Genomic DNA, 24,574 nt, shown 5'->3' with positions numbered 1-24,574 from the left:
CAAAACGACCCGAAAAGACTTTTTAAACCTTAACCTGACTTGATCATGAATGCCTTCTGATGAATTCATTGTCACTCCATGGCATGTAGAAGGAGAGATTGACTATGACAAGCTCATCAAACAGTTTGGCACCGAAAAGATCACACCGGATGTTCTAAAAAAAATCGAAAAAACAACAGGTGAGACTCACTTTATGCTAAGACGAGGCGTGTTCTTCTCACACAGAGAACTGGTAAGAATATTGGATGACTATCAAAAGGGCAAAAAATTCTTTTTGTATACAGGACGGGGTCCTTCTGGCCACACACACATTGGACACCTGGTTCCATGGGTGTTCACAAAATGGTTGCAGGAAAAATTCGATACAAATCTGTATTTTCAGCTAACAGATGATGAAAAATTTTACGCAAAGCAGGACCTAACACTAGAGCAGACAAGCAAATTTGCATATGAGAATGCACTGGACTTTATTGCACTTGGCTTCAAGCCAGAGAAAACAAAAATAATAATCAACACAAAAAACATCAAAACCCTATACCCAATTGCCGCGCAGGTAGCAAAAAAGATCAATTTCTCAAACACAAAGGCAGTCTTTGGCTTTACCGGTGAGACAAACATTGGTATGATTTTTTATACTTCGCTCCAATCTGCTCCTTGTTTTATTGAGGACAGGCCTGTTTTGATTCCGCTTGGCGTAGACCAAGATCCCCACTTTAGGGTAACTCGTGATGTCGCACCAAAAATAGGCAGAGAAAAGCCAGCGCTAATTCACAATATTATGATCCCATCGCTATCAGGTCCTGGTGGAAAAATGTCGGCATCCGAGGAAAGCGGTACAATATACACAACGGATTCACCAGAGATGATAAAAAAGAAGATAAACAAATATGCATTTTCTGGCGGCCAGGCAACTGTTGAGGACCACAGAAAGATAGGCGGCAATCCAGACATTGATGTATCATACCAATATCTGAGAATCTTTTTTGAGCCGGACGACAAGAAATTAAAGACAATATACGATGATTACAAATCAGGCAAAATGCTCACGGGTGAGCTAAAAGCAATTCTTATTGAAAAGGTAACAGAGTTCCTAGTAGCACACCAACAAAGACGCGAAAAAGCAAAAGACCAGATAGAGAAATTCTTGTATCAAGACCAATGAAAATTCAAGTGATTTGTCAAGACAAATACGAGGCAACCAAGCTTGCAAGCTTGATCTTTATCAAGGATGGAAAAGAAACATACATTTCATCAATCTTGAATGTATACGAAAACGAGGTAGTCATCTCACTAAAGGACAAGTCCGCTCATTCCATTGTACTCAAAGACACGGATCAGGTTGACATTTTTGTTGACTTCATCCAGTCTGTTTTGGATAACGTAAACAAGATAATTGATACAAAAACAATTTCTGAAATTGTAGAAATAGTCAAGGACTAGACAAGAGATTTGTCCATTTCATCAGATAGAGTCTCTTGAACTTTGAGAAAATACAGCCTAGTTGAGCTTGGCATTTTTACTAGATTATCATCTACTGCCATCATGAAATATCGTACTGCTCTTTTTGATATATCCAAGTTGAACTTCATTGGCAGGATTGGATCTTGCTTTACGTTAATCTTATCCACAAGCCAGGCAGGCGCCATATCTTTTGCCTCCTTTATTATTTGAGAGTACCAAAATGCCAAGCTTTCAGGATGTAGTCCCTCTTGGAGTCCAGTTACATTGTTTGTGAATTTTTTTGATAGATGGTTAATCAGAGTCAAGCGTGGTATGTTTTGGAATTTTTGTTTTATTTGGATGACTCAAAGATAGGCAAGCACTTTGTCAACTTATAACAAGTTTCCCTGAGAATCGATCTCAGAGTTTCGGATTCTGGTAGTGGAGATTCTGGTGCCATCTTTTGCCAAAACCATTGGAATTATTACTATCTCAACTGGTGAGAGGTTTTTTTGCGCCCGAAGCTTGTTTAATGCATCTCCCTGTGATTCCGTTTCACCACTTACCACCAATGCTTGTACATCTGCCTCAAGAACCGCAGGCCCAAAATCATTGTCCAGCTTACTGATTACAAAATCATGGTTTGGGAATTTTTTCTCAACTGTTTGCTTTAGTGTGTCAAATCGCTGTGAATAGTTGTGATTCAGATTTTTGCCTTTTTTTGCCGCTAGCTCGTCACTGGTCAATCCAATTATCACTTTGGAGGAAACCGAAAATGCGCCCTCTAACAATGTGAGGTGTCCTTTGTGAATGATATCAAATGTACCACCCATTGCAACCAGACGAAACTTTGCCATTATACAATACTATGAGATGAGGGATTTATGGACTTACCAAAATAACAGAAATGGTTTTGCTTGGAGCTGCAAGTGCTATTGCATTTTGGTCCCAAACATATGTCTCTATGAAGAATCCGCCTTCATGTTCTGGTGTCCAGCTTACTGTTGCGGTTTGTGGTTCTGCTGAGTCAAACTCGCCTTCTGAGACTCCCAAAAATTCCACCGGTGCTTTCTCACCAAACTGCTTTACTTGTGCATAGTACACGTATTGTTGTGATGGCCCATTTACCGCAGAGAACTGGATTGACAGATCACTTGTAATATCCACAGTGTCACCTAGTTTTATTTCAGAAATACGCACTCCATCAGAGTCCAATACTTCAACATCATTTATTGTGATGAGCTTGGTTGGCGCATCCAATGATACTTTGTCAATGTTTGTCATCTTGGATTGATAGTTGTCCGATTCTGCAATTATCTTAAATGATGATGCACGTGGATCCATTGCAGCATCAAACGATATGTCTGCACCCTTCTTTGATGAGATATCATCTACTGAAATGCTTTGAATTCCAACTATTCGTGGTGGACTGAAAGAATCATATCCAATCAGATGAGCCTTTACGTTTGCTGCCTTGTCTGAGCCAGAATTTGTTATTTTGGCGTCAACGGTAACTGTCTCGCCAATCAACAGCACATCCGGAATGATTTCCAGAACCTGCTGTTTTTGCGTTGCCGAGTTAAAGCCAAGCATGTTAATTGTGACTTCGGAGATTTCAGGATCCGGTGTTTGTGAGGTTATGATAAATGGGGACTTGCCTTTTGCAGGAATCACCGCAAGTAAACTAGTACCAGTTACTGTTTCGAGTGGGGATTCTCCTGCAGAGCCAGAGGCATCTCCAGAAAAGAATCCTACCCAGACTTTGACATTATTCACAGGAAAGCTCTTGGTGTTCTCTACCTCGCCAATCACAACGGTGTATCCCTCAGAATCTTTGTAGATGAACGGTGCTGTGTTTGTTAGTTTTACTCCAAGTGTGGATTGTGTGTCAGTTACCTGTGCCAGAGTCTGAGAAATAGGGAATAGTAAGAACAATAAGGCAAATACCGCAAGTAGGCGTTTCATCGTATCTTTGCTACACAGGCGGCATTAATCACATAAGGAATTTCATATTGTAAACAATGTGGACTAGAAGGTTTTACAAAAATTAAGAATAAAAGATAAGAAATGAATGGTTATTTTCTATTTCGCATGCCGGTGATTACAAACCAGTATACTAATCCTGGTGCTAAACCGACAATCATTGGTATCCATACTGCGATGGATTCTGCTACGTATGATGGTGCTGCCATTCCAATTTTTCACTCTAAATATCATATTTAAATCCATCTCTTGGATTCAAACTTGCAAAAGATCGATGTAAGTGGACTGAAGGGGACTTGAACCCCTGACCTCCCGCGTGCAAGGCGGGCATTCTACCACTGAACTATCAGCCCTCAGAGAATGGCTTTGATGCGCAGATTTTAATTGTTGTCCTCACATCAGGCAAGAATTTTTATTTGTAAAATAAGTGGCGCAAAACATGGTCGTAATGGAATCCCAAGTAGTCCTCAAAAAGGGCGATTTGGCACCTGACTTTGAGCTTTTGGGAGTGGACGACAAAAAACACTCACTTGCAAGCTACAAAGACCATGATGCAGTTTTGGTAATTTTCATGTGCAACCACTGTCCATACGTTAAGGCAAAAGTTGATGCAATCAACGAGATTCAAAACGAGTTCAAAGGCAAGTTGGCAGTGATTGGCATAAACAGCAACGACGCAGTTGCATATCCAGATGACAGTTTTGATAGCATGAAGGAATTTGCAAAAGAGCGAGGAATTGTATTTTCATATTTAGTGGATGAAACGCAGCAGATTGCAAAAAAATATGGAGCAGTCTGCACCCCCGACCCATTTCTGTTTAACAAGGATCGCAAGTTGGTCTTTCATGGAAAGATAGACAATGCGATGAAGCCTGAAGACAAGGCAACAGAGAAAACAATGATTGGAGTTGTGGAAAAATTACTTGCAGGCCAACCATTGGCAAAAGATTTTGATCCTTCAATTGGTTGTTCAATAAAGTGGAAGAACTGACCACACACTTTTAAGACCGTAGTAATTGGATTTTTTTAGGGCCGGTAGCTCAGCTTGGCTGGAGCGTTCGACTGATAAAACAACCTTTCAGACATCGAAAGGTCGAGAGTTCGAATCTCTCTCGGCCCACCATTTTACAAACCAGAAATAGATTCAATCCACTGTAATATGGACTCAAAATTATCGCTAACAAATTCTGCCTTGGTACTTTGTTTTTGTGCCCTAGAGTGAACCGTGATATGCAGGTTTTTGCCAAACTTTGGCTTTATTGCATTTGCAGACTCTGAGAAGAACTTTGTGCCCTCATCGGTTGCTGAAAATATTGCAATTACTAGGATTCCGGTCTTTTGCTTCCAAATTTTTGTAACAAACTTTTGCAGGTCCAGATCATACAAGACATCTATTGCATCCGACATGTCTCCTAGCTGCCAGACCTGCCAATCCTTATCTGACAAAGAACATGATGCGGCCTGAGCATACAGGATGCTTTGTGAATCAGCTGACAGGACGACTACGTTTCTTTTTGGATCTGGCTCATTTTGCGGATTTAGAATCTGAATTGAATTGGAGATAATTCCACGAAGCATTTTTGCCTCGGATTTGCCGATTTTTGCTTTCAGGTAAAGATCTTCAAGTGATACAATTGCAGGCAAGATCACTTCAGTGATAATTTTTGATGTGTTTGCCCCAGAATGGAACGCATTTCTTATCAGGTGATACGCTTGGTGTTGCTGGTTTGCAATCAGACATTCCAGGAATTTTTCTTTTACATGAAAATAATCTGCTGGGAATTGTAGCTTTTCGGTGCCGGATTCTACAAACCACAGATTTGCATTGCCAATATTTTTTTGCTGTATGATTCCCTCTGCTGCAAAGACATTGAGATATTTTGCCATCGTTGCCCTGTTGATTCCAAGCTTTTCTGCAATTTCTACACCGGAGAGTCCGGTCTTGGATTCGGATAAAACCTCGATTAGTTTTTCTTGCACATCTTCTGATTGATAGCCCCTTGCCAAAGATGCTTTTTGTTATTGTGGCTAATTATTTAGGCTATCATTGATTTGTAAATCAGGTTTTATGTTTGACGGATGCCAAATCTATCACGATTACTTTGGGCCACACATGGGCTTGAAAGGGAAAACTCCTGCCGAAGCCTGTGGAGTTGAGATCGAGGGAGACAACAAATGGATACGGTGATTTAGAACGCAAGCAAACAGTAAAACGATTGACTAGGCTAGGTTTCAAGATAGCCTTGATGGTTATTGATCATCTAATTTAGAATCGTTGCTATTTCCTGATTTTCTTTTTAACTCATCAATATCACTTCGTAGTTTATCGATCTGTGTCTGTACACCATAGTTAGACTTTGCTCGTCTAAAAATAGCAAAAATAAACAAACCAGAAGCCACTAATCCACTACCAAATTTCCATGAAAATTCGATAGATGTTGTACTAATGGTTAAAGCAGCGCCAGCACCCAACAATATGAACATGTTATTTCTTTCTGATTCCAAGAATTTTCTAAACTTATTTTTTGAATTATTGCTTTCAGTTGTGAGTTGAGATTCAGAACTATGATTTTCTTTATGCTTTTCTTTCCGTTTAACAAATGGAAGAAGAAGCACCAAACCACAAGCAATGGCAAGTAAACCTGCCGCTGTCTTTGTGAGAGGAATTAGATTTGCTTCTGGAGGGATTATCAATGTAAGCAAATATTCAAAGAGATCATCAAATAATGCAATAAAGGCTCCTGCCATTATGCCAATTACTAGTAATATTCTATCTTTTTTTTCAACCAACAAATATGATATATGGAAATATCATACTTATAAGATAATTTTCAACCTACAGGTAACAGCGATAATTTTCAACCTATAACTACACAGAACCATTTACAAAAAACGTTAAATAGTAGAGTACCTTAAAGTACGGTAACAGGTAAGTAAAATGCCAAAAGCAGGTTTCAAATCAATCACAGTATCTGAACAAGTATACGACAAGTTCTTTGATGTATTTGAGAAGAACAAACCAGAACTTGTAATGAAAGGCATCAACAGCTTTTCAGGTTATGTCACATACATGTTAGAGGAGATGATGCAAAAGGACAAGACCTTTGCAAGATATGCTCCAAAGATTGAGAAAGTTGCAGTTGATGATGACCGAGTTGTACTAAAGGACAATATCAAAAACAGAATTGCCGAGGTTGCAATCCAAAAGGGAGAACTCTTTTGTCAGCTTTGTGAGGAAAAGGACTGTGTTCATGTCGGATTTGTCTTTTCTCTTCCAGACGTTTACGAAGTTTTGAATTCTCGCGGAATTAAACACCCGAAATAAAAAAGGTGCAGGAGGTGGGATTTGAACCCACGAACCCCTAAGAGACGGGATCACCCATTATTAGATCTTAAGTCCCGCGCATCCAAAAGCAATTTTTGCTTACTTTGGCCAGGCTCGGCTACTCCTGCGAAATAGCTAGATTTTGGCTGAAATTTAACAGTTAGTGTTTTTGCAAAACTTTCCTTAAGTATAATTAGGATTTGAATAGAAAAAAATCATGCTTCGATAGCTCAGCCTGGTAGAGCGTTACCTTGGTAAGGTAAAGGTCGCGGGTTCGGATCCCGTTCGAAGCTTTTTCTAGTAATTTTTAATCAAGAGTTCTTTTTGTCCGGTTCGTTTTGTGGAATCCGAGTTTATGGAGCGGTTTGCAGCAACCTCGACTATCTTCCATTCCTTTGAGAACAGATCCCTTACTTCTTTGGAGTTTGAATTGGAGTGTAGTACCTTGCAGTCCTTGTCCGATAGTTTTTCGGATACATCTACCAGATTTGCCAAGTCTTCGTAGGTAAAGTCCTTGTTTGTATAGCTGGTAAAGCTTGCAGTTTTGCTTACTGGCTGATATGGCGGATCAAAATACACAAAATCGCCTTTTTTGGCATCAGAGAGTACTGCTGCAAAGTCACGGCAGATTATTTGGATCTTTTTTGATTGTAAAACCCTACTCACAGAAAGTAGATTTTCCTCATTGACAATGTTTGGGTTTGAATACCTGCCAAGTGGAACATTGAATTTTCCTTTGCTGTTTACTCGGTACAATCCATTAAAGCAGGTACGATTCAAAAACAACAGTCGCGATACCTTTTCTATCTGGCTTTTTGGCTCGCTTTCTCTTACACCATAATAGTAAGAGTCTGGATTTTTGTGATAGTTTTTTGCATGGGTTTGCAGTGATGTGATTAGCTCCTCCACTCTATCCCTAATTGTAACATAAGATAACACAAGATCAGAATTCAGATCAGATACACGGCATTTCATTTCTGGATTTTTGCCCAGCAAATGAAGTAATACCGCACCCCCTCCCAGGAATGGCTCAAAGTATGTACCAAACTGCACAGGAATGTGCCTATCAATGGTCTGGATTAGCTGTCGCTTTCCTCCGGCCCACTTGACAAACGGTTTTGGTTCAGTTGAGAGTATCTGGTGCTGGCTCAATAATACAAGATTCTACAAAATCATATCCCATCACAAGACAACAAAAGATCACAAGCTGTGCAATATTTTTTAATCAAAGCCTATCGGCTAGGACAAGTAAAAAACAAGAGAAAAGAGGGTTGTAGGGTTTTAGTCCCACTTGGACCAAGCTGCCATCCATCTGTACGTCCATGTGTTCAGCTTACATCCGAGAGCGGCGAAGGTACATGCTAATACAGCACCTGCGCCTGCACCGAGTGCAACTGGACTGTTATAGAATTTGCCCACTTGGGGTTCTATAGGAGTCATGTATGGAGGCAAAGTTGGTCTTGGATATTTGAATGCAGTCTCCAATGGATCAGCCACGGTAATTAGATTGACCATGTTGAACAATGGCAGTGACATTCCACACAGTACACCACCGAAGAGTATCAGTGAGTGCTTGTTCTTCTTTGTTGCCCAGTATGCCAGATCAAGCAACATTGCTGATGGCAACCAAACTGGTGTAACAATGAAGTCATATGGGTAACCTAGTGCGAACCATGCGCCTTTTGCGATCCATGTATACACGGTCATAATAAGCGCGTAGTACGTTGCGGTTCCTGGAACTCCAGTGAATGTTAGATAGTAAGTTGCACCTACGACTAACATCAATGTCTGTGATATTGAGAACACGACAAATGAAGTCCATGCCCAGTCAGTGTAGAAGATGTAGTCTCCTGCGTTGATTGTAAGCAGGGTTGAGTTGACTGCAACGACTACTATGAATAAGTAGTGCGTACATCGTCTAAGCCAGACCATTAAACGGTTAGGGTTAGGGTGAGTATATAAAATTTTAGACAATTACTGAGATCGTTAATGAGCCGATCAGGATTTCCCTAAGGAGGAATGAAAAATGAAAATAAGAAAAAGTCAGGAACTTTCTCTACGTTCCAACGAACAGAGAGATGAATATTGTTCCAGCAGCGGTTGCGCCTAATGTTGCGCCGATGATTCCGTTGCTCTTCTTTTTGGTACCTTCTTCCATTACTTTAACACAGAAGAGATAGCCAATTGCTTCGACTAGTGTCAGGACTATGAAAGCATAGTGACCGCTTGGTGTTGGATAAGCCCATGGATAATAGAAGTATCCAGCTGCTGTTCCGCCAAAGGTTGCTAGCCAAGCTGCAATGTATGATATGGTGATTATGCCAGTCATGTTTTCGACACGTCTGCCAATCATCTTCTCTACATCAGCGCTTGATGCTCCGCCGGAGCCGCCTGAACCAAATCCTTTTGGTAGAGTCATTTGAATTTGTAATCGATAAATGGCTTTTAAGTCTTTCTTAAAATCTCAGCCTAGCGCCGATCTGGAGTAAAAATAAGAGAAAAAGAGAGTTTTATGGGATTGCTCTGCTGTACAGTTTGCCCTCTAGAGCCATCTTGTACATTTCTGCAACATATGGGTTCTCACCTGGTGTTTCTGCACCTAGTTCGACAAGTCTTGCGTATACTCTTACGACATATGCAAGTGCACCCATGAATGCTACAACTACACCCATGTTAAACATCCAGTGGTTTGGAACTGCGAAGATCTCCTCTACGAACCAGAAGTGCCACATTTCATTGACTCCGATTGTGAACATGGTTGCTAGGTAACCTAGAATGGTCATCTTTAGACCTGTGTTCATGGAGTTGTTTGGACCTCTGAGTACTGGGACCTTTCTATCATAGATTGCAACTGAACCCCAACCTAGTGGTAGTGCCACAAAGTGAGAGTAAAGCCACCAGTGTGCTGGTGTGAATGCAGAGTCTCTGATAGAGGTTTGATGTAAGGAACCATCTACGAAGTTATCTACTTCCACGGATGCTGCTGTGGATCCCATTGCAATAACGATGAGCCAGATTTTCTTTAGTCTCTGGATCTCAACTTCTTTTGGGATTAATGCCGGCATCTGTGCCATGATACCACATGGAGAATTTGAATATATAAAACATGAGTTTATTTTCAGCAAAATTTCTTGAAATAATTATAAAAAATACATCTAAAAATCCTATAAAATTTGCATAATCATATTAGAATATGAGATTTTACAGTTGAGAAAAGTGTCGGTTTCTATGTTCAACATTGATGTTGAGCTATTAGATCAAAATTTGTGCGTGCGGTTTTAAGTTTCACTACTGATTAAAACGGTAAAACATATATCATTCTATGTAGGTCGATGATTAATTAACGGGATAACTATGGTCGACAAGAAAGTATTCGTAGTAGCACTCGGAGTGATTTTAGCACTCGGCACATTCGGTCCAAACTTGGCCCAAATGGTCCAGACTGCAGAAGCACACGGTGTTCAAGCACAACTCCAGAGTCGTTTCGTAAAGATTGAAGATGAGTCTTTCAACAGACAATCACTGCAAACCGGTGAAGAACTAGTCTTATCAGGCAAGTTCGTAAGTCTTGTTGAAAGAGACCTCAGAGGATGGAACTCTATATTCTCAGAGTCCACCAACGCAGGTAACAGATGGGAAATTCTTGCAAGAACCCCACCAGGAAACGTCTTTCAAATCCCAGGTAACGCAGTACTCGATTATGAAATTCGAGCAAAGGCACTAGAGCCAGGCGTATACCACGTACACACTCAGCTAAACGTTGCGCAAGTTGGACCAGGATTAGGCCCAGGACAAACAGTAGTAGTAACTGGCGAGCCAATACTCAAACCAATTCCATATACCAACATCATGTACCAATCAATCATTATTGGCGTTGGATATGTAATCACATTTGCAACTCGCCCCTGGCAAGTAATCTAAACCAACACCCTCTCTTTTCATTTTATTATATTGACTTAGAGAAACGACTTTATCCTATAGGAATCAAGTCTGGGCTATGAATTGGCCTGGCTTGGGCAACCCTGCCAAAAGAAAGGGCACCATACGCTACCTGATAATTACGGCAGTAATTGCCATATCTGTTGGAACTGCCAGCATATTCATCCAACAGTGGCTAAACATGGACAACCCACTAAGGGTATGCATCAACGATATCGAGTCCGACTACAAGATCTCGGCAACCTTGGAACTATACGTGGACAAGCAGAAAATAGAGATCCCCGCAAACATTGGAAACAATGAGAACTGTAGGCATTCATTGTACACCTTGACAAATGATGGTGTGATTCATGCAGAGTGGAAGCACGAATATCCATTTGAGATTGGGCATTTCCTGTGGACTTGGACGACATATCACGAGAACGGATTCCCAATGCGAGACATGGATGAATCTAGATCAAAGGTATTTGTGGACGGCAAAGAAACCGGAAGTCTTATCCGAGAACCGCTAGTTGATGGGGCTCACTATAGAGCAGAATTCTTCACAAAGAACTATGACGAAGCCAGCGAACATGACTTTTTACCACCACAATAACACCAGTCAGAAATAATCAAAGTCCGAAAAACAACGACTGCAGAATCCAGATTAAAGAAAACTAAAAAGAATGAAAAAAGAGGTTTTTTACCAGTACTTGCCGTTGTCTGGTATCAAACCGATACCTTCTCTTTCAAAGTGTCTGTCTAACTCGTCAACCCATCTTTCGCGGTTGTCTTTGTATGACCAGCCATGTACTCTTAGCCAATATGATATGATTCCTAGAAGGAACACAGTAAACATGATTGTGCCAAAGATGTAGACCATGACATCATAGAACAATGGGTCATAGTTTGGTCCCAATTGTCCAAATACGGTAGACAGAATACTGAACACTGTACCGAATAATGGAGTCATTAAACTAATGACCTCATAATGTGCGATATATACATTTCCCTGATACTCAGGGATAATTACTGATCGCGTACCGCTAGGGGATATTCAATAAAATGGAAAAAGAGAAGTAGGTTTATCCTCTTCCTTGAGCTGCGTATCTTCCGGTTCTTCCTCTGAAGAAAAATGCCGCGGCAATTCCTCCAAAGACAGCTGCCGCAATTGCGGAAGCTCCCAAGACACCATCAGCTGCTAGGTATGGAGTGCCAGAACCAGTTGCTGGATTTTCAGCTGCAGAGGTAACACGTTCTCTTTGAAGTTTTAGTGCTTCTTCGAGTGTGTTCTTGCCTGTCTTTCCAGAATCTTGGTCAACATTACCCATATACTGGGCAAATGCTTGTTCTGTCATTCCCATTGATATTACGGCTGCAGCAATGATTGCTGCTCCGAATAGTACTTTATTCATAGTGTTTACCTGTGCTTTTGGGGCTATGGTTTCTATTTAACTTTTTTCTAATCGCCAGCTTTGGTAATTGTTTTGTGGTAACGTTTATGTTAGTTCTAGGATCAGAGGCGCCATGGGACGTGTACATACCCACAGACATGGACAATCACACTCTACTAGGCCAATTTCTGGCAGAACACCATCTTGGGTGACAACCACAGCAAAAGAAGTAGAGGAACTGGTTGTGAAATATGGCAAAGATGGCGTCCCAATGAGCCAAATCGGAATAAAGCTAAGAGATCAGCACGCAATTCCACTGGCAAAGGCAATCACAAAAAAATCCGTCAAAAAGATGCTAGAGGAAAACAACGTGAGGCCAGAGATTCCTGAGGACCTCAACAATATTGTAAAGAAGGCGATCAACTTGCAACGACACCTCAAGAACAACAATTCTGACAAACGAAACGTTAGATCGCTTGAGCTCGTAGAGGCAAAGGTTCACCGTATCTCGACATACTACAAAAGAATTGGTGCACTTCCACAGAACTGGAAATATAAGTCAGTTGTAGCCCAACTTGAATAATGGGCAAGGTACTCGATCAACATTTATCAAATTTTAATGATGTAATTTCGGATCTTATCAAAAACGGCAAAGACATCTCCGTTGTAACACACATTGACTGTGATGGCTTGACATCGGGTGCAATCATAACAAAGGCACTGATTCGCGCAGGCGCAAAAGTTACTGTTCGCACCACAAAGGAGATGAGTGCACAAACCATCAAAACAATGGAATCAGACTCGCGCGACTTTCATGTAATAACAGACCTTGGAGGTGGATTTGGAAAGCAGCTAAACGAATCATTGGGACAAAACTGGTTTGTCTTGGATCATCATGAGATATCTGAAGAAGAGCACGAAAATGACAACATCATAAACGCTTGGAAATATGGCATTAATGGTGGAACTGAAATCTGTGCTGGCGGCATGGCGTTTTTGGCAGCAAAGGCACTGGACGGAAAAAACTCTGACCTGGCACCAATTGCAGTAGTTTCTGCACTGGGCGACAGACAAGATCAGGGAGAAAAGAAATCATTTCTTGGCAAAAACATAGACATCATAGAGGAGGCAAAAAGCCAAGGGGCACTACATGTCGATATGGACTTACTCCTAGTTGGACGCGAAACAAGACCTCTGGTTGATGCGCTTGCATTTACATCTCAGCCATTCATTGAGGGGCTGACTTGGAATAGGGACACGTGTCTTTCGCTTTTCAAATCTGCTGACATCAACCTAAAGGATGGTGGAAGGTGGAGAACCCCGGCTGACCTCACAGAGGACGAAAAACGACTAGTCATAGAATCCATTACAAAATTCGCAAGCTCACAAAACGCCACCCAAATAATGGAGGAGTTGATTGGTTACACCTACACATTTCCAGGCGAGGAAAGACGCAGCTTTTTGCGCGATGCTCGTGAGTTTTCCACGATGCTAAACTCTTGTGGAAGAATCGGCAGATCTGGTGTTGGTATCTCGATTTGCATGGGCGATAGAAACAGGATGCTATACGAAGGCGAAAATATCTTGCTAGAATACAGAAAACTCATCCGTGACTACATGAACATTCTGACAAATGAGCGATGGAGAATTAGCGACTCGGCAAGATGTGTCATGGTGAACGGTGAGGGAATAATTCCTGAAACCATGACTGGAACAATTTCATCTCTTTTGGCCGGCTCACCAAAGAATGCTGGAAAAATCATCATACTACGAACAAACAGCGAGGAAAATACCATAAAGTTCTCCTCGCGCAAATCAATGGGCTGCAAGACAGACGTCAACCTATCAGTACTAATGAAATCAGGTGCTGAGAAATTCAATGGGATTGGTGGAGGGCATGATGCAGCTGCTGGGGCAAAGATAACAAAGGACAAGCTTGATGGGTTTTTGGATTATCTAGAAGACGGCGTAAATGGAAACCACACTCAAAATAACAATTGATCATCTGACCAAGAAAAAGGCCGATGCAATAAGGGCGGCCTTGGAGCCTGACAATGTTGATTTTCCCAAAGGGTTATCATTTGAGATGGAAAATCTTGATAATGCACTTGTTTTTAATTTCCACAGTACTGGTAATATGAAAACACTAACTGCTACCATTGATGAGGTCTTGTCCCATGTGCAAGTGGCACTAAAGGTGATGGAATAATGCTGGACCCAAAACTAATCAAAGAAAAGCCAGAGATAATCCGCAAAATGTTATCAGATAGGCATGTCCAGTTTGATCTGGATGGCTTGGTAAATGCAGACTCCAAGAGACGAGAGCTAATCATAAAAACAGACGAGCTTCGCAAGCAAAAGAACCAAGTGGCTGCAGAAATTGCAACCAAGAAAAAGACTGGCCAAAACGCAGATGATGCGATTGCAAAAATGCAAACCGTTTCTCAGCAATTGCAAGCACTAGAAGCAGAACAGATCAAAACCGAATCAGACTATAACAAACTGGCAATGACAATGCCAAATCTAATTCATGAATCAGTCCCACTTGGGGCAGACGATACATCAAACATTCAGGTAAAGACATGGGGAGTGATTCCAAAATTTGAGTTCAAAATCAAGGACCACATAGACATGGCACAAGACTTGGGGTTGGTGGATTTGGAGCGAGCTGCAAAGACAGCAGGTGCAAGATTTTATTATCTGAAAAACAATCTAGTGAGACTAAACCAAGCGCTGATTCATTTTGCACTAGACTATTTGGCAGAAAAACAATACGGACTAGTCCAACCCCCATACATGATCAATCGCGGTTCCATGGAAGGCGCAATAATTGCAGATGACTTTGAGAGTGTGATATACAAAGTTCAAGATGAGGACCTGTTTTTGATTGGCACATCAGAGCATTCCATTGCAGCAATGCATTCAGATGAAATCCTGGAAGGAAAAGACCTACCAATCAGATATGCAGGTGTTAGTCCATGCTTTAGAAAAGAGGCAGGCGCACACGGCAGAGACCAAAAGGGGATCTTTAGAGTACACCAGTTTGAAAAAGTAGAGCAGTACGTCTTTGCAAGACCAGAGGACTCTTGGAAGGAACATGAAAAAATGCTTACAGTTGCAGAAGAGTTTTACCAGAAACTCGAAATTCCATACCGAGTCATGCTCTTATCAAGTGGAGATATGGGCAAGGTCTCTGCAAAAACATATGACATTGAGGCCTGGATGGCAGGCCAAAATGCATACCGCGAAATAGTGTCATGTTCTAATTGCCTGGACTTTCAGACCAGGAGGCTAAAGATACGATTCCGAGACAAGACCAATGAGCAAACACAATACCTCCACTCGCTAAACAGCACCCTAGTTGCAACGACTAGAACGCTGGTTGCGATAATGGAGAATTTTCAGACAAAGGATGGCCATATCAGTGTGCCAAAGCCTTTACAGAAATATCTCGGATCAAGCGTGATTTAGTTGGTACAGTTATATTTTGGCTACAGGGTCGCTAAATAATTGGCTCGTAAACGAGGCGGTAAAGTAAAGGACAAGTGGCGTGAGAAAAAATGGGTCACAGTAATTGCCCCAGAGTCATTTAACAATGCACCACTTGCATACATACCAATTACTGATGAGCAAAAAGCAATTGGCCGTGTAATCGAGGTAACACTCTTTGATATTCTAAAAGGAGATCCGTCTCAATATCAGTACAAGATTTACTTCCAGATTAGCAAAGTAGAAGGTGACAAGGCATATGCAATATTCAAGAGATACGAATATGCAAAGGAATTCCTCAGAAGCCTGATTCGACGTGGCTCCAGCAAGGTAAGCTTTGTGATGAATGTAAAGACAAAGGACAACTATCTATTCAGACTAAAAGTAATTGCATTGACTCACAAGAAGCTCAACACATCACGCAAGCATGCTCTAAGACTAATTGCAAGAGATGTAATGAACAAGACCATTCCAGAGATGACAATTGATCAATTTGTGCAAGCAACATGCTATGGAAAGATAAACTCGGATATCATGGCGGCAGCAAAGAAGGTCATTCGCATGAGACACGTAGGTCTTGAAAAGGTAAAGCTAATTAGAACTGCAGAAGCTCAAGTCACATTGCTAGAAGCATAATCTACTCATGGAAAAAAGACTTGAAGTAGAGATTCAAGTTATCATACATGCAACTGAAGACTCTCAAAAGCTCTTTGATGCTTTTGCAGAGATTTTTGATTTAAGCCAAGACGACTTTACAATGCAGAATCTCCAAGGACATTATGACAATCCAATCATACTGGTTCATGGAAAAATAAAAAAGAAAAAGGCAATTCACTTTGTCAAGACCATGTTATCACACATTCCAAAAAACGAAATAGATGAGATCATCGAAGATTTGGATAACCGATGTGATGGTTCTGGATTATACATGAGAATCTCAAAGCAATCTCTAGTACAGGGAAAAGTAGAACCCGCTAACGAGGATCCAATAAAGCTGAAAATTTACACACCAATTTACACACAAAAGGATCTCATCAAGACATATTCCGAATTACTCACAAGCACAATTTAATATCATTTAGAGTAGTATCTAGTTGGGAATGAAGAGCTACAAGCCGCTCCAGTCTGAGCAATACGCAAGCTGTGAAGACGCCGCGACGATCTGACCCAAAAAATAATCTACAAGATATTGTTTTAAATAATGTCGTTTCAGCTGTCACATAGTGAAAACAGATTACGACCTGATTGTAGCTGGTGGCGGACTCGCAGGAATGATTGCTGCACACTCGGCTGCTCATTATTCTAATCAAAAAATATCAATTCTGGTAATAGATAGAAATCCGCCAATCTTGCTTGGCAGAAAATCAATCAATGGTTGGGTTTGCGGAGACGCAGTATCAAAGGAAGCAGTTGACTACATGGGAAGCCACATCAAGGTTTCATGGGGGGCACCAGAAATTGAGCACAAAGTAAAAGGCGTTATGGCATTATCACCAGACAGAGAGACGTCCATTCCATTTGATGGTGATGGATTTTTGCTAAACAGACAACAACTTCCACAGACCCAGTACAAGGAGGCACTAAAGCGCGGAATCAATGTCGACTTTGAGGTAAACCTTACCGGACTGATATACGATGGAAATCAGGTGGTGGGAGTAGAAGGTACTGATAAAAAGACAAACCAGCCCTACAAGAAAACCGCCAAAGTGGTAATCGATGCCACAGGTGTTACATCGATGCTACGAAACCAGATCAAAAACACTACAAAGATGGAGCGACGAATCGACAGAACCGATCTTGAATCGACTGGCAGACACATTATGTATTTTGATCAGGGGGAAGACGATCTATCAGAGTTCGATCCGGACTATTGCTTGATTCATTTGGACCAAGACATTGCGCCTGGTGGATATGGATGGGTATTTCCAAAGGGCAAAAACAAGGTCAACATCGGACTAGGTGTTGAGAAGACAATTCTAGATAAACGAAACAAAAGACTTGGCAAGCATGATGATGTCACAGGCTTGATCAATCAATATGTTGCAAGAAACCGCGCAATTAAAAATCCAAGAATATCTACTGATCCATCAGATGTGAACAATGCAACTGGAAACTTTCAGGTATCAGTCAGAAGACAAAACGACTGCATGGTTGCAAATGGATTCATGTTGGTTGGCGACTCGGCATGGATGCCAAAACCACTTGATGCTGGAGGAATAGGCCCCGCACTAATTGCCGGCTCTATTATCGGCAAAAACGCAGTTGATGCAATAGAGTCAGGTGATGTGACAGAAAAGGGACTTTGGCAATACAATGTTGATTATACCAGAGAATATGGCTACAAGACTGCAGGCCTTGAGGTCTTTAGAAGATTATTGCAAATGCTGACAAATGATCAGATCAATTATGGAATGAAGCACTTTTTGGGCAACATGGATGTTGAGGCAATCAGCAAAGGTGAGCACCCCGACTTTTCCATGGTGGGCAAAATGGGAATGCTCATTCGCGGGGCACTAAACAAAAAGCTAGCAGACGGGCTGCGATACACAACACAACAAAACAGATGGCTAACAGAGCACTATCGCAACTATCCTACCACGCCAGATGGATTTGAGGAATGGAACAAAAAACTGCTCAAGATAATGCATGAATCCTATGAGCATCTGGCAAAATGGGACAACTAGTGCTCAAGTCATTAGAGAAACGAGTCATTTTAAATAAAGTATAAGCAATTTTAAAAATCATGCTACAGTCATCGTCGGCATATTTAGACTGGAATAATTCTTTGGACGTTTTAGGCAAGGCTCATGATGCAGGTCTTTTTGTTTTGATAATCGGCCCAAAGGGAACCGGCAAGACCTCGCTGGTGCGAGAGTTTGCAAGTAGAAAGGGTGCAAAGCTGGAATCAATCAATTTCAGCCTTCGAACTCGCGAGAGTCACCTAATCGGAACCAAGACACTCAATGATGGAACAATTGGATTTGATGAGGGAATTTTGATAAAATCAATGAAGGATGGAAGTTTTCTGTATCTGGATGAGCTAAATGCAGCAGAGGCAGACGTTCTACTAAGATTGGATGAGGCACTTGACGATAGAAGACAGATTGTTCTCAAGGAATCAACTGGCGAAATGATTAACGCAGATCAGAAATGGTTTGTAGTGGCCACAATAAATCCGCTGACTCATGTTGGAACAAAAGAGCTTCCACCACAGCTATTAAGCAGATTCCCAGTTAGAATCAGATTAGATTATCCCCCAGAGGAAACCGAATTTGAAATAGTAAAGCGCCATGTTTCTGGAAGCTTTGATGATAAATTAAAGCAGGGAATAAACCTGGCAAACACACTGCGACAGGCAGCTGCAGTGGAGGAATTGTATTATTCGCCTAGCCTACGTGAAAGCATTGCGTATGCAAAACTTTTGGACTCTGGCCTTGATGCAAAGAAATCAGCAGACATTGTTTTTGGAAACGTGTACGCCCAGTGGGGAAGCGTCGAATACCAAAAGGTAAGCGACATCATTACATCCATGTTTGGTAGATAATGCAATCACTGCAGCTCAGAAACGACACACTAGTAGAGATTGCCACGTTTTTGGCGAGAAGGTGGTCTGAGAAGGAAAAAGTAATTGTAGAGTTTTCAGACAAAAAGGAAAACACAACCAAACTAAAAGAAAACAAGATTAGCTTAGTGTCGCCCGAAAAATATGCTGGTACTGACTTTGAAAAATACAGGCAGTTCCGCGTTTCTATTTGGTATGAGTCAATGCGAATCAAGTTTTGCAAAAAAATTCTCTCAAATGACCATGCTTTTGGCTTTATTCTAAACACATTAGAGACACGACGCGTTGAGTTACTAGGGCGAAAAGTTTGGCGCGGAATGGATGAAGAGTTGATCTTCAACTATACCTATGCGTGGTTGTATAGGCCTCAGCTCGGAAATATTTTGGGAAAATCAAGAATTGTAGAGGCGTTTTACCAAAAATTTCTGTTAGGTGATATCAAGGGGGAATTGCAGCCAAGCTTTGCGGAACGAGTCGCAATGGCATCAGTGCGTGCAAAAGAGATCATAGTAGAAACAATAGAAAAAAAATACGATACTGAATGGCTGGAGAAAAAAATTCCCGAGATTCTGAGTATTCTAAACATTGATGCACTAACAACGGTTCCGCTTGCTGTGCCATGGAAGGGTCCCGGATTGATGATCACACCTCAAGACTTTGCAAAGGCATTGCAGAAAATTGCACAAAACAAGGAAGCAGACTTCGGGAAAATAGACATTGATAATATTTTATCTGGCAAAGACATTGCCGAGGAATTCAAGGTGATAAAAGAAGAAAACAAGAAAAACGAAAACAAGGGCCTCGGAAGTGAATCCATTGGAATCCAAGTACCAGGCTCCACAAATGTTGATGAGACCAAAATCTATGATCAGGACCTAATCAGCAATCTCAAGACAAAATTCAAAGAGTGGAAGACCAGCTGGAAAGAACAACACGTCATATCTGGTGAGGAATTTGATGCAGAGTCCTACATTGAGGGCTACAAGCCGTTTGTAACAGATGTGAAAAAATCAATCAAATCAAAAATAGTCATATTGTTGGATCATTCATCAAGCATAACAGACCAACAGGTACAATACAAAAAGGCAACACTTGCATTGTGCGAGGTCTTGTCGTTTTTGAAGATTAAGTTCTCTGTCTTTGCTTTCAACACAACACAAAAACAAGTAGTATGCTGGATGGTAAAGCCAGAAGACGTAAAATGGAATAATGCATCTGCAAAAAGACTGGCGCAAATCGAGGCAAATGGGGGAACACCGCTTGCGGATGTGTATCAAAAAATGTATTCTGTTTTGAAATCAAAAAAGCCCGATATTTTTCTGACACTATCTGATGGAGAGCCATCAGATCCCGATGCAGTTCGTGCCATGGTAAAATCACTCAAAACACTCGGAATCAAGATGGTGGCAATTGGTGTTGGTCATGACACATTTAGTGCAACCACAATAGCAAACAATCTTCGATATTTGGGATATGAAAAAACATTGGCAGTCTCAAGACTAAAGGACATTCCAAACAGAGTTTTGGCTGTTTTAGAAACTAGTTAAACAAAACCCAGATTTGCAAATATTGCAAATTAAAACAATTCCACATTATGTAGCGCAGACATAAGCGAGCTCATTTATTTGAACACATTATTCGATATTAAATCTCAAAATCAGATATCTCATTGACCAGATTCATCCAGAAAAAAGACCCAAATGAAAATTCAACCAATAATGGAAGAATGATCTTTTTCTCAAAGGCACCTGGCCAAAATGCCGAAACCGAAGTGGAGACTCAAAAAGCAGAGTCAAGCCAAAAAAGCGAATTTGAGAAAATAGCTAATGGAACTGACGATATTTCCAATACAAAATCTCAAAATGAAGACAAGTATTCGATGATAACTAACATTATAGAAGAAGAGAAAAAGGAGCTGAGCAACATCCAAAATCTCATCCGCAAACGCTCAGAAACATTGGATGCAGCAAAGAAACTGCTCAGGGAAAAACAAGGTCTACTTCAGACACATCTGGACAGAAAGGCAAACAAATTCACCGTAGTAGGTGAGATGTCATCAAAAATGGTTCATGACATCAAAAACCCATTAACAGTAATCAAAGTCCAAGTTGATCTGCTAAAATTACGACACTCAAAGGAGGAAGACTCGACACTGCTCAACTCGCTTGAGCGAATGGAACATGCAGTTAATGGAATTACAAATCACATCAATGACATTTTGAATTTCATAAGGGAAACTCCCACAGCATTTGAGAATAATAACATCCTAAAGATTCTAAACGATTCAATAGGTTACATCAACAAGCCAGACAATGTCACAATCGAGCTGCCATCAAATGATCTTACCATTGAGTGTGATGCAACAAAGCTGCAAAGAGTATTTACCAATATAATTGCAAATTCAACTCAGGCATTGGAAAAAGGCGGAACCATCACAGTACAGATCTTGGAAAAAGACAATGATGCAATAATTCAGATAAGCGATAGCGGTCCTGGAATTCCACTAGAAGTTTTGCCGAAAATATTTGATCCATTATTCACTACAAAAAAGGATGGAACCGGACTAGGACTATCCACATGTAAAAGAATAATCGAGGAAGAACACAATGGTACCATTCAAGCAGAAAACAACCCTACAAGGTTTACCATGAAAATACCAAAAGCCCAACAATAGATCAAAACAGCAAATTCTAAATTTGGCATCAGATTGAGCGCAATTACATGAACATAGAGATCACACCAGAAGAGTTATCCCAGATTTTACAAGCCAAATCAAACACCATAATTCTAGACATTAGAGCAAAGGAAAATTACATGAATGGTCACATTGCAGGCGCTGCAAACGCAGTGTGCAACTCCATGCAGCAAAAACAGATCATAATGTCAAAGCTTCCACCAAGCATGAAGATCATACTAGTTGATGAAGATGGCACGGAGGCAAAGCAAAATGCCACCATGATGGCTCGCTTTGGCTTTGATGCTCATTATCTCAAGGACGGAATAAAGTCATGGCAAGGCGAGACGATCAAAAGCACCCAAGATACCATAATTAGCGGCGATAACCTGTGGGATTCAATCAAAAAAGACAACAATGTGTTTTTGTTGGATGTGCGAGAGCCCTCAGAGTTTGCCGAGTTTAAGATTCCAGGTGCAGTAAACATTCCACTATCACAATTATTTATGCCAGGATCGCAAACACATCTGCCAAAGGACAAAAAAATTGTCACAATATGCTCTCATGGGAATCGCTCCATGGTTGCAACATTTGCGCTGGCACAGAACGGACTGGAATCAACATCTCTTGTTGGTGGAATGTCATTATGGAACCAAGTGCTAAGTGCTATAACACTAAAAGAAAATGACACCACGATAATTCAGGTAGAAAAAATTGGAAAGGGTTGCCTATCACACATCATAGGATCAAATGGAGAAGCAGTCGTAATTGATCCAACATACCCCCCATCAAAATACATAGAATTTGCACAAAAGGAAGGCCTCAAGATCACATGTGTAATTGATACACATCAGCACGCAGACCATGTCTCTGCTGCAAAGGATCTATCACAAATGACAGGCGCAAAACTATACCTATCAAAACTGGAAGAATACAAGCTTGAATCACAGCAAACGGTTGATGGTGATACCATATCGTTTGGCTCAAAACAACTCAAGGCAATACACACACCTGGCCACACGCCAGGCAGCATGTCGTTTGTGCTGAATGACAAGTATGTCTTCTCAGGCGATATTTTGTTCGTAGAGGGAATTGGTCGACCAGACCTTAGAGACCAAGCAGAAGAATTTGCTGCAAAGCTGTATGATACCCTACACAACAAATTACTAAAATTCGGAGACGATGTCAAGATATTTCCAACTCATCATGGTGAAGGGGTTATCCCAACAAAGGACGGAATATTCTACACCACAGTGCAAAATGCAAAGAAGCTTCCATTATTAGATTTAGGTCAGGCAGAATTTGTATCAAAGGTAGTCAGCATCACAACCCCAAGACCAATGAACTATTCAATGATCATAAAAATCAACAAAGGTGTAATCCCAGTCCCTCCAATGCAGATTCCAGATTTAGAGATGGGTCCAAACAGATGCAGCATCAGAATGTAATTGAGCACCTTCAAGTGTCTATCAGTTTCCCAGCCATTTGCTGATCTTATCATAAAAGGCAAAAAGACAATCGAGCTAAGACACTGGAACACAAACTATCGCGGTGAGTTTCTGATTCATTCCCCTACAAAGATCAAAACAAAAGACTGCAAACGGCTTGGAATCGATCCCAGTGTATTACCTACTGGAGTTATTGTTGGCAAGGCCACAATATTTGATACCAAAAAATACCAAACCAAAAAAGAACTAGGGATAGACAAAAAACATCATTTTGCAAGCGATGATTATTTTTCGAGTAAAACATTTGGTTTTTTGCTAAAAAGTCCAAAAGAATTCAAGCTGCCGATTCCTGCCAAAGGCAAATTAGGATTTTTTGATGTCGATCTTTCCAGTACAGAGATCAAAGATGACGATCTGACATCAGAGATATTTGATGAGGAATATCGTACTCAGTGGATAAACCACCACTAGCCAGTTACACTATATATAAAGCGGGTATTTAAAAAAGCACGAATGCCACAAACAAAGCCAATTGTATCAGTTGAAAATGTAGTTGCTTCTGCTTCAGTTGATCAGAAAATAGATCTAAATGAGGTCACAAAAAAATTCCCAGACACTGAATATCATCCAGACCAGTTTCCAGGATTAGTATTTCGATTAAAGACACCGCGTACCGCTACTCTGATTTTCCGAACTGGTAAGATGGTTTGTACCGGTGCAAAATCAGAGGAGATGGCAGTAAAAGCAGTACAAACAGTAGTAGAAAGACTGCGAAAAGGTGGAATCAAAATAAAAAATGATGCAGAAATTGTTGTGCAAAACATTGTTGCGGCAATAAACCTAGGTGGTAAGATTCACCTAGAGCATGCAGCAAGGACCTTACCACGAAGCATGTACGAGCCAGAGCAATTCCCAGGATTGATACACAGAATGCTGGACCCAAAGACTGTGATTCTGTTATTTGCATCAGGCAAGCTTGTCTGCACAGGCGCAAAAAAGGAAGCAGACGTGTATCGCTCAGTCAACAATCTACACTCATTATTAGAAGAAAAGAAACTGATGATCTACGACCAATAACTAGCTAAAGCCTGCACCAAATTTGTCTCCATCTTGAAGGGGATCAATATCTTTGGCATTTTTTATGGTCAGATACAAAAATGTCTCATTTACTAGATCTACCGAGTCATCCCCAGAAAGGCTAAACTCTTTTTGCGCATAGTCATAGTATTTTTGTAGTTTGGCAGGGTCCTGCTCATTTAACGAGATTTTGTCTTGGATTAGTAGCTCAGAGACCTGCATGATCTGAAAGTTGCGAGCTTCATCATCCATGATTTGATATGA

31 protein-coding genes and 4 tRNA genes are annotated in these 24,574 nt (G+C 40.9%); 21 read left to right on the top strand and 14 right to left on the bottom strand.

Going from position 1 to position 24,574, the window contains the following annotated elements; all coding sequences use genetic code 11:
* Positions 1-49 precede the first annotated feature (49 nt).
* Both SU86_RS02160 and SU86_RS02155 read left to right on the top strand, forming a co-directional pair.
* Positions 50-1,162: a tryptophan--tRNA ligase gene (locus SU86_RS02160; protein ID WP_048187086.1), complete on the top strand. Its 1,113-nt coding sequence runs from the start codon at positions 50-52 to the stop codon at positions 1,160-1,162.
* Positions 1,159-1,440: a hypothetical protein gene (locus tag SU86_RS02155; RefSeq protein ID WP_048187085.1), complete on the top strand. Its 282-nt coding sequence runs from the start codon at positions 1,159-1,161 to the stop codon at positions 1,438-1,440. The genes SU86_RS02160 and SU86_RS02155 overlap by 4 nt, the downstream gene beginning before the upstream one ends.
* Here SU86_RS02155 and SU86_RS02150 read toward each other — a convergent pair.
* From SU86_RS02150 to SU86_RS02135, 4 genes are all read right to left on the bottom strand, one after another.
* The gene (locus SU86_RS02150; RefSeq protein ID WP_048187083.1) at positions 1,437-1,766 is read right to left on the bottom strand and encodes a hypothetical protein; all 330 of its coding nucleotides are present in this window, start codon (positions 1,764-1,766) and stop codon (positions 1,437-1,439) included. The two genes, SU86_RS02155 and SU86_RS02150, sit on opposite strands and share 4 nt — an antisense overlap.
* A gap of 66 nt (positions 1,767-1,832) precedes the next feature.
* Positions 1,833-2,297 carry a phosphopantetheine adenylyltransferase gene (locus SU86_RS02145; protein WP_048187081.1) on the bottom strand — a complete coding sequence of 155 codons (465 nt, stop codon included), beginning with the start codon at positions 2,295-2,297 and terminating at the stop codon, positions 1,833-1,835.
* A 25-nt stretch (positions 2,298-2,322) separates the two neighbouring features.
* A complete protein-coding gene (locus SU86_RS02140; RefSeq protein ID WP_048187080.1) occupies positions 2,323-3,405 on the bottom strand; it encodes a hypothetical protein in 1,083 nt (360 codons plus the stop codon).
* Between the two features lie 299 nt (positions 3,406-3,704).
* Positions 3,705-3,776 (bottom strand) — tRNA-Ala (locus tag SU86_RS02135).
* A gap of 86 nt (positions 3,777-3,862) precedes the next feature.
* Between SU86_RS02135 and SU86_RS02130 the strand changes: the two genes are divergently transcribed.
* Together SU86_RS02130 and SU86_RS02125 are read left to right on the top strand one after the other, a co-directional pair.
* Positions 3,863-4,414 carry a thioredoxin family protein gene (locus SU86_RS02130; RefSeq protein WP_048187079.1) on the top strand — a complete coding sequence of 184 codons (552 nt, stop codon included), beginning with the start codon at positions 3,863-3,865 and terminating at the stop codon, positions 4,412-4,414.
* A gap of 38 nt (positions 4,415-4,452) precedes the next feature.
* Positions 4,453-4,546, top strand: a tRNA-Ile gene (locus SU86_RS02125).
* Positions 4,547-4,548: 2 nt separating this feature from the next.
* Here SU86_RS02125 and SU86_RS02120 read toward each other — a convergent pair.
* Both SU86_RS02120 and SU86_RS02115 read right to left on the bottom strand, forming a co-directional pair.
* Positions 4,549-5,430, bottom strand: coding sequence for a helix-turn-helix domain-containing protein (locus SU86_RS02120; protein WP_048187078.1), 882 nt, complete (start codon positions 5,428-5,430; stop codon positions 4,549-4,551).
* A 243-nt stretch (positions 5,431-5,673) separates the two neighbouring features.
* Positions 5,674-6,213, bottom strand: a complete 540-nt coding sequence (locus tag SU86_RS02115; protein WP_148550720.1) for a hypothetical protein — start codon at positions 6,211-6,213, stop codon at positions 5,674-5,676.
* A gap of 148 nt (positions 6,214-6,361) precedes the next feature.
* On the opposite strand from SU86_RS02115, the gene SU86_RS02110 reads away from it, so the two are divergent.
* Positions 6,362-6,748, top strand: coding sequence for a hypothetical protein (locus SU86_RS02110; protein ID WP_048187075.1), 387 nt, complete (start codon positions 6,362-6,364; stop codon positions 6,746-6,748).
* A 6-nt stretch (positions 6,749-6,754) separates the two neighbouring features.
* On the opposite strand, the gene SU86_RS09560 is transcribed toward SU86_RS02110, so the two are convergent.
* Positions 6,755-6,876: transfer RNA gene (locus SU86_RS09560), tRNA-Leu, on the bottom strand.
* Between the two features lie 91 nt (positions 6,877-6,967).
* Between SU86_RS09560 and SU86_RS02105 the strand changes: the two genes are divergently transcribed.
* Positions 6,968-7,041, top strand: a tRNA-Thr gene (locus tag SU86_RS02105).
* A 4-nt stretch (positions 7,042-7,045) separates the two neighbouring features.
* Here the strand turns inward: SU86_RS02105 and SU86_RS02100 are convergent.
* From SU86_RS02100 to SU86_RS02085, 4 genes are all read right to left on the bottom strand, one after another.
* Complete coding sequence (locus tag SU86_RS02100) at positions 7,046-7,900, bottom strand: DNA adenine methylase (RefSeq protein ID WP_048187073.1); 855 nt, start codon at positions 7,898-7,900, stop codon at positions 7,046-7,048.
* Positions 7,901-8,029: 129 nt separating this feature from the next.
* Entirely contained in the window at positions 8,030-8,680 is a 651-nt protein-coding gene (locus SU86_RS02095) for an ammonia monooxygenase family protein (RefSeq protein ID WP_048187072.1), read from the bottom strand.
* 124 nt (positions 8,681-8,804) lie between these two features.
* Positions 8,805-9,167 (bottom strand): hypothetical protein, encoded by a 363-nt coding sequence (locus SU86_RS02090; protein ID WP_048187071.1) that lies wholly within the window; start codon positions 9,165-9,167, stop codon positions 8,805-8,807.
* A 91-nt stretch (positions 9,168-9,258) separates the two neighbouring features.
* On the bottom strand, positions 9,259-9,822 hold the full coding sequence (locus SU86_RS02085) for a methane monooxygenase/ammonia monooxygenase subunit C (RefSeq protein WP_048189064.1): 564 nt from the start codon (positions 9,820-9,822) through the stop codon (positions 9,259-9,261).
* A gap of 280 nt (positions 9,823-10,102) precedes the next feature.
* Here SU86_RS02085 and SU86_RS02080 point away from each other — a divergent pair, with 280 nt between their 5' ends.
* Both SU86_RS02080 and SU86_RS02075 read left to right on the top strand, forming a co-directional pair.
* On the top strand, positions 10,103-10,669 hold the full coding sequence (locus SU86_RS02080; protein WP_048187069.1) for a methane monooxygenase/ammonia monooxygenase subunit B: 567 nt from the start codon (positions 10,103-10,105) through the stop codon (positions 10,667-10,669).
* 76 nt (positions 10,670-10,745) lie between these two features.
* The gene (locus SU86_RS02075; protein WP_048187067.1) at positions 10,746-11,282 is read left to right on the top strand and encodes a hypothetical protein; all 537 of its coding nucleotides are present in this window, start codon (positions 10,746-10,748) and stop codon (positions 11,280-11,282) included.
* 87 nt (positions 11,283-11,369) lie between these two features.
* On the opposite strand, the gene SU86_RS02070 is transcribed toward SU86_RS02075, so the two are convergent.
* Both SU86_RS02070 and SU86_RS02065 read right to left on the bottom strand, forming a co-directional pair.
* Positions 11,370-11,639: a hypothetical protein gene (locus SU86_RS02070; protein ID WP_048187066.1), complete on the bottom strand. Its 270-nt coding sequence runs from the start codon at positions 11,637-11,639 to the stop codon at positions 11,370-11,372.
* Between the two features lie 112 nt (positions 11,640-11,751).
* On the bottom strand, positions 11,752-12,081 hold the full coding sequence (locus SU86_RS02065; protein ID WP_048187064.1) for a hypothetical protein: 330 nt from the start codon (positions 12,079-12,081) through the stop codon (positions 11,752-11,754).
* Positions 12,082-12,193: 112 nt separating this feature from the next.
* Between SU86_RS02065 and SU86_RS02060 the strand changes: the two genes are divergently transcribed.
* The 13 genes from SU86_RS02060 to SU86_RS02000 all read left to right on the top strand — a co-directional run bounded on the left by SU86_RS02060 (position 12,194) and on the right by SU86_RS02000 (position 24,310).
* Positions 12,194-12,643 (top strand): 30S ribosomal protein S15, encoded by a 450-nt coding sequence (locus SU86_RS02060; RefSeq protein WP_048187062.1) that lies wholly within the window; start codon positions 12,194-12,196, stop codon positions 12,641-12,643.
* The gene (gene recJ / locus SU86_RS02055; protein WP_048187060.1) at positions 12,643-14,061 is read left to right on the top strand and encodes a RecJ family nuclease; all 1,419 of its coding nucleotides are present in this window, start codon (positions 12,643-12,645) and stop codon (positions 14,059-14,061) included. Before SU86_RS02060 ends, recJ begins: the two co-directional genes overlap by 1 nt.
* Complete coding sequence (locus SU86_RS02050) at positions 14,033-14,269, top strand: KEOPS complex subunit Pcc1 (protein WP_048187058.1); 237 nt, start codon at positions 14,033-14,035, stop codon at positions 14,267-14,269. The genes recJ and SU86_RS02050 overlap by 29 nt, the downstream gene beginning before the upstream one ends.
* The gene (gene serS, locus SU86_RS02045; protein ID WP_048187057.1) at positions 14,269-15,531 is read left to right on the top strand and encodes a serine--tRNA ligase; all 1,263 of its coding nucleotides are present in this window, start codon (positions 14,269-14,271) and stop codon (positions 15,529-15,531) included. The genes SU86_RS02050 and serS overlap by 1 nt, the downstream gene beginning before the upstream one ends.
* Positions 15,532-15,570: 39 nt before the next feature.
* Complete coding sequence (locus SU86_RS02040) at positions 15,571-16,185, top strand: 30S ribosomal protein S3ae (protein ID WP_048187056.1); 615 nt, start codon at positions 15,571-15,573, stop codon at positions 16,183-16,185.
* A 7-nt stretch (positions 16,186-16,192) separates the two neighbouring features.
* Positions 16,193-16,621, top strand: a complete 429-nt coding sequence (locus SU86_RS02035; protein ID WP_048187055.1) for an RNA-binding domain-containing protein — start codon at positions 16,193-16,195, stop codon at positions 16,619-16,621.
* Between the two features lie 151 nt (positions 16,622-16,772).
* Positions 16,773-18,233 carry an NAD(P)/FAD-dependent oxidoreductase gene (locus tag SU86_RS02030; RefSeq protein WP_338140626.1) on the top strand — a complete coding sequence of 487 codons (1,461 nt, stop codon included), beginning with the start codon at positions 16,773-16,775 and terminating at the stop codon, positions 18,231-18,233.
* Positions 18,234-18,292: 59 nt separating this feature from the next.
* On the top strand, positions 18,293-19,093 hold the full coding sequence (locus SU86_RS02025; RefSeq protein ID WP_048187054.1) for an AAA family ATPase: 801 nt from the start codon (positions 18,293-18,295) through the stop codon (positions 19,091-19,093).
* Positions 19,093-20,658: a vWA domain-containing protein gene (locus SU86_RS02020; RefSeq protein ID WP_048187052.1), complete on the top strand. Its 1,566-nt coding sequence runs from the start codon at positions 19,093-19,095 to the stop codon at positions 20,656-20,658. Before SU86_RS02025 ends, SU86_RS02020 begins: the two co-directional genes overlap by 1 nt.
* Positions 20,659-20,780: 122 nt before the next feature.
* Complete coding sequence (locus tag SU86_RS02015; protein WP_052755426.1) at positions 20,781-21,785, top strand: sensor histidine kinase; 1,005 nt, start codon at positions 20,781-20,783, stop codon at positions 21,783-21,785.
* Positions 21,786-21,832: 47 nt separating this feature from the next.
* Positions 21,833-23,233, top strand: a complete 1,401-nt coding sequence (locus SU86_RS02010; RefSeq protein ID WP_052755425.1) for an MBL fold metallo-hydrolase — start codon at positions 21,833-21,835, stop codon at positions 23,231-23,233.
* The gene (locus tag SU86_RS02005; RefSeq protein WP_048187050.1) at positions 23,234-23,704 is read left to right on the top strand and encodes an ASCH domain-containing protein; all 471 of its coding nucleotides are present in this window, start codon (positions 23,234-23,236) and stop codon (positions 23,702-23,704) included.
* Between the two features lie 42 nt (positions 23,705-23,746).
* Positions 23,747-24,310, top strand: coding sequence for a TATA-box-binding protein (locus tag SU86_RS02000; RefSeq protein ID WP_048187049.1), 564 nt, complete (start codon positions 23,747-23,749; stop codon positions 24,308-24,310).
* On the opposite strand, the gene SU86_RS01995 is transcribed toward SU86_RS02000, so the two are convergent.
* Positions 24,311-24,562: a hypothetical protein gene (locus SU86_RS01995; RefSeq protein ID WP_048187047.1), complete on the bottom strand. Its 252-nt coding sequence runs from the start codon at positions 24,560-24,562 to the stop codon at positions 24,311-24,313.
* Positions 24,563-24,574: the final 12 nt, after the last annotated feature.

Origin of the sequence: Candidatus Nitrosotenuis cloacae, assembly GCF_000955905.1 — an archaeon.
In the GTDB taxonomy this organism is placed as follows: Archaea; Thermoproteota; Nitrososphaeria; order Nitrososphaerales; family Nitrosopumilaceae; genus Nitrosotenuis; species Nitrosotenuis cloacae.
The sequence above is the reverse complement of the archived record's forward strand: the minus strand, read 5'-3'. Positions and strand labels throughout refer to the sequence as shown.

Bases quoted from the DNA above. Each gene is read 5' to 3' on its own strand.
- SU86_RS02025 (WP_048187054.1), top strand. From the start codon at position 18,293: ATGCTACAGTCATCGTCGGCATATTTAGACTGGAATAATTCTTTGGAC.
- SU86_RS01995 (WP_048187047.1), bottom strand. From the start codon at position 24,562: ATGGATGATGAAGCTCGCAACTTTCAGATCATGCAGGTCTCTGAGCTA.
- SU86_RS02020 (WP_048187052.1), top strand. From the start codon at position 19,093: ATGCAATCACTGCAGCTCAGAAACGACACACTAGTAGAGATTGCCACG.
- SU86_RS02140 (WP_048187080.1), bottom strand. From the start codon at position 3,405: ATGAAACGCCTACTTGCGGTATTTGCCTTATTGTTCTTACTATTCCCT.
- SU86_RS02085 (WP_048189064.1), bottom strand. From the start codon at position 9,822: ATGGCACAGATGCCGGCATTAATCCCAAAAGAAGTTGAGATCCAGAGA.
- SU86_RS02065 (WP_048187064.1), bottom strand. From the start codon at position 12,081: ATGAATAAAGTACTATTCGGAGCAGCAATCATTGCTGCAGCCGTAATA.
- SU86_RS02070 (WP_048187066.1), bottom strand. From the start codon at position 11,639: ATGACTCCATTATTCGGTACAGTGTTCAGTATTCTGTCTACCGTATTT.
- SU86_RS02160 (WP_048187086.1), top strand. From the start codon at position 50: ATGCCTTCTGATGAATTCATTGTCACTCCATGGCATGTAGAAGGAGAG.
- SU86_RS02060 (WP_048187062.1), top strand. From the start codon at position 12,194: ATGGGACGTGTACATACCCACAGACATGGACAATCACACTCTACTAGG.
- SU86_RS02110 (WP_048187075.1), top strand. From the start codon at position 6,362: ATGCCAAAAGCAGGTTTCAAATCAATCACAGTATCTGAACAAGTATAC.
- SU86_RS02010 (WP_052755425.1), top strand. From the start codon at position 21,833: ATGAACATAGAGATCACACCAGAAGAGTTATCCCAGATTTTACAAGCC.
- SU86_RS02145 (WP_048187081.1), bottom strand. From the start codon at position 2,297: ATGGCAAAGTTTCGTCTGGTTGCAATGGGTGGTACATTTGATATCATT.
- SU86_RS02130 (WP_048187079.1), top strand. From the start codon at position 3,863: ATGGTCGTAATGGAATCCCAAGTAGTCCTCAAAAAGGGCGATTTGGCA.
- SU86_RS02080 (WP_048187069.1), top strand. From the start codon at position 10,103: ATGGTCGACAAGAAAGTATTCGTAGTAGCACTCGGAGTGATTTTAGCA.
- SU86_RS02075 (WP_048187067.1), top strand. From the start codon at position 10,746: ATGAATTGGCCTGGCTTGGGCAACCCTGCCAAAAGAAAGGGCACCATA.
- SU86_RS02000 (WP_048187049.1), top strand. From the start codon at position 23,747: ATGCCACAAACAAAGCCAATTGTATCAGTTGAAAATGTAGTTGCTTCT.
- SU86_RS02090 (WP_048187071.1), bottom strand. From the start codon at position 9,167: ATGACTCTACCAAAAGGATTTGGTTCAGGCGGCTCCGGCGGAGCATCA.
- SU86_RS02050 (WP_048187058.1), top strand. From the start codon at position 14,033: ATGGAAACCACACTCAAAATAACAATTGATCATCTGACCAAGAAAAAG.
- serS (WP_048187057.1), top strand. From the start codon at position 14,269: ATGCTGGACCCAAAACTAATCAAAGAAAAGCCAGAGATAATCCGCAAA.
- recJ (WP_048187060.1), top strand. From the start codon at position 12,643: ATGGGCAAGGTACTCGATCAACATTTATCAAATTTTAATGATGTAATT.
- SU86_RS02035 (WP_048187055.1), top strand. From the start codon at position 16,193: ATGGAAAAAAGACTTGAAGTAGAGATTCAAGTTATCATACATGCAACT.
- SU86_RS02155 (WP_048187085.1), top strand. From the start codon at position 1,159: ATGAAAATTCAAGTGATTTGTCAAGACAAATACGAGGCAACCAAGCTT.
- SU86_RS02095 (WP_048187072.1), bottom strand. From the start codon at position 8,680: ATGGTCTGGCTTAGACGATGTACGCACTACTTATTCATAGTAGTCGTT.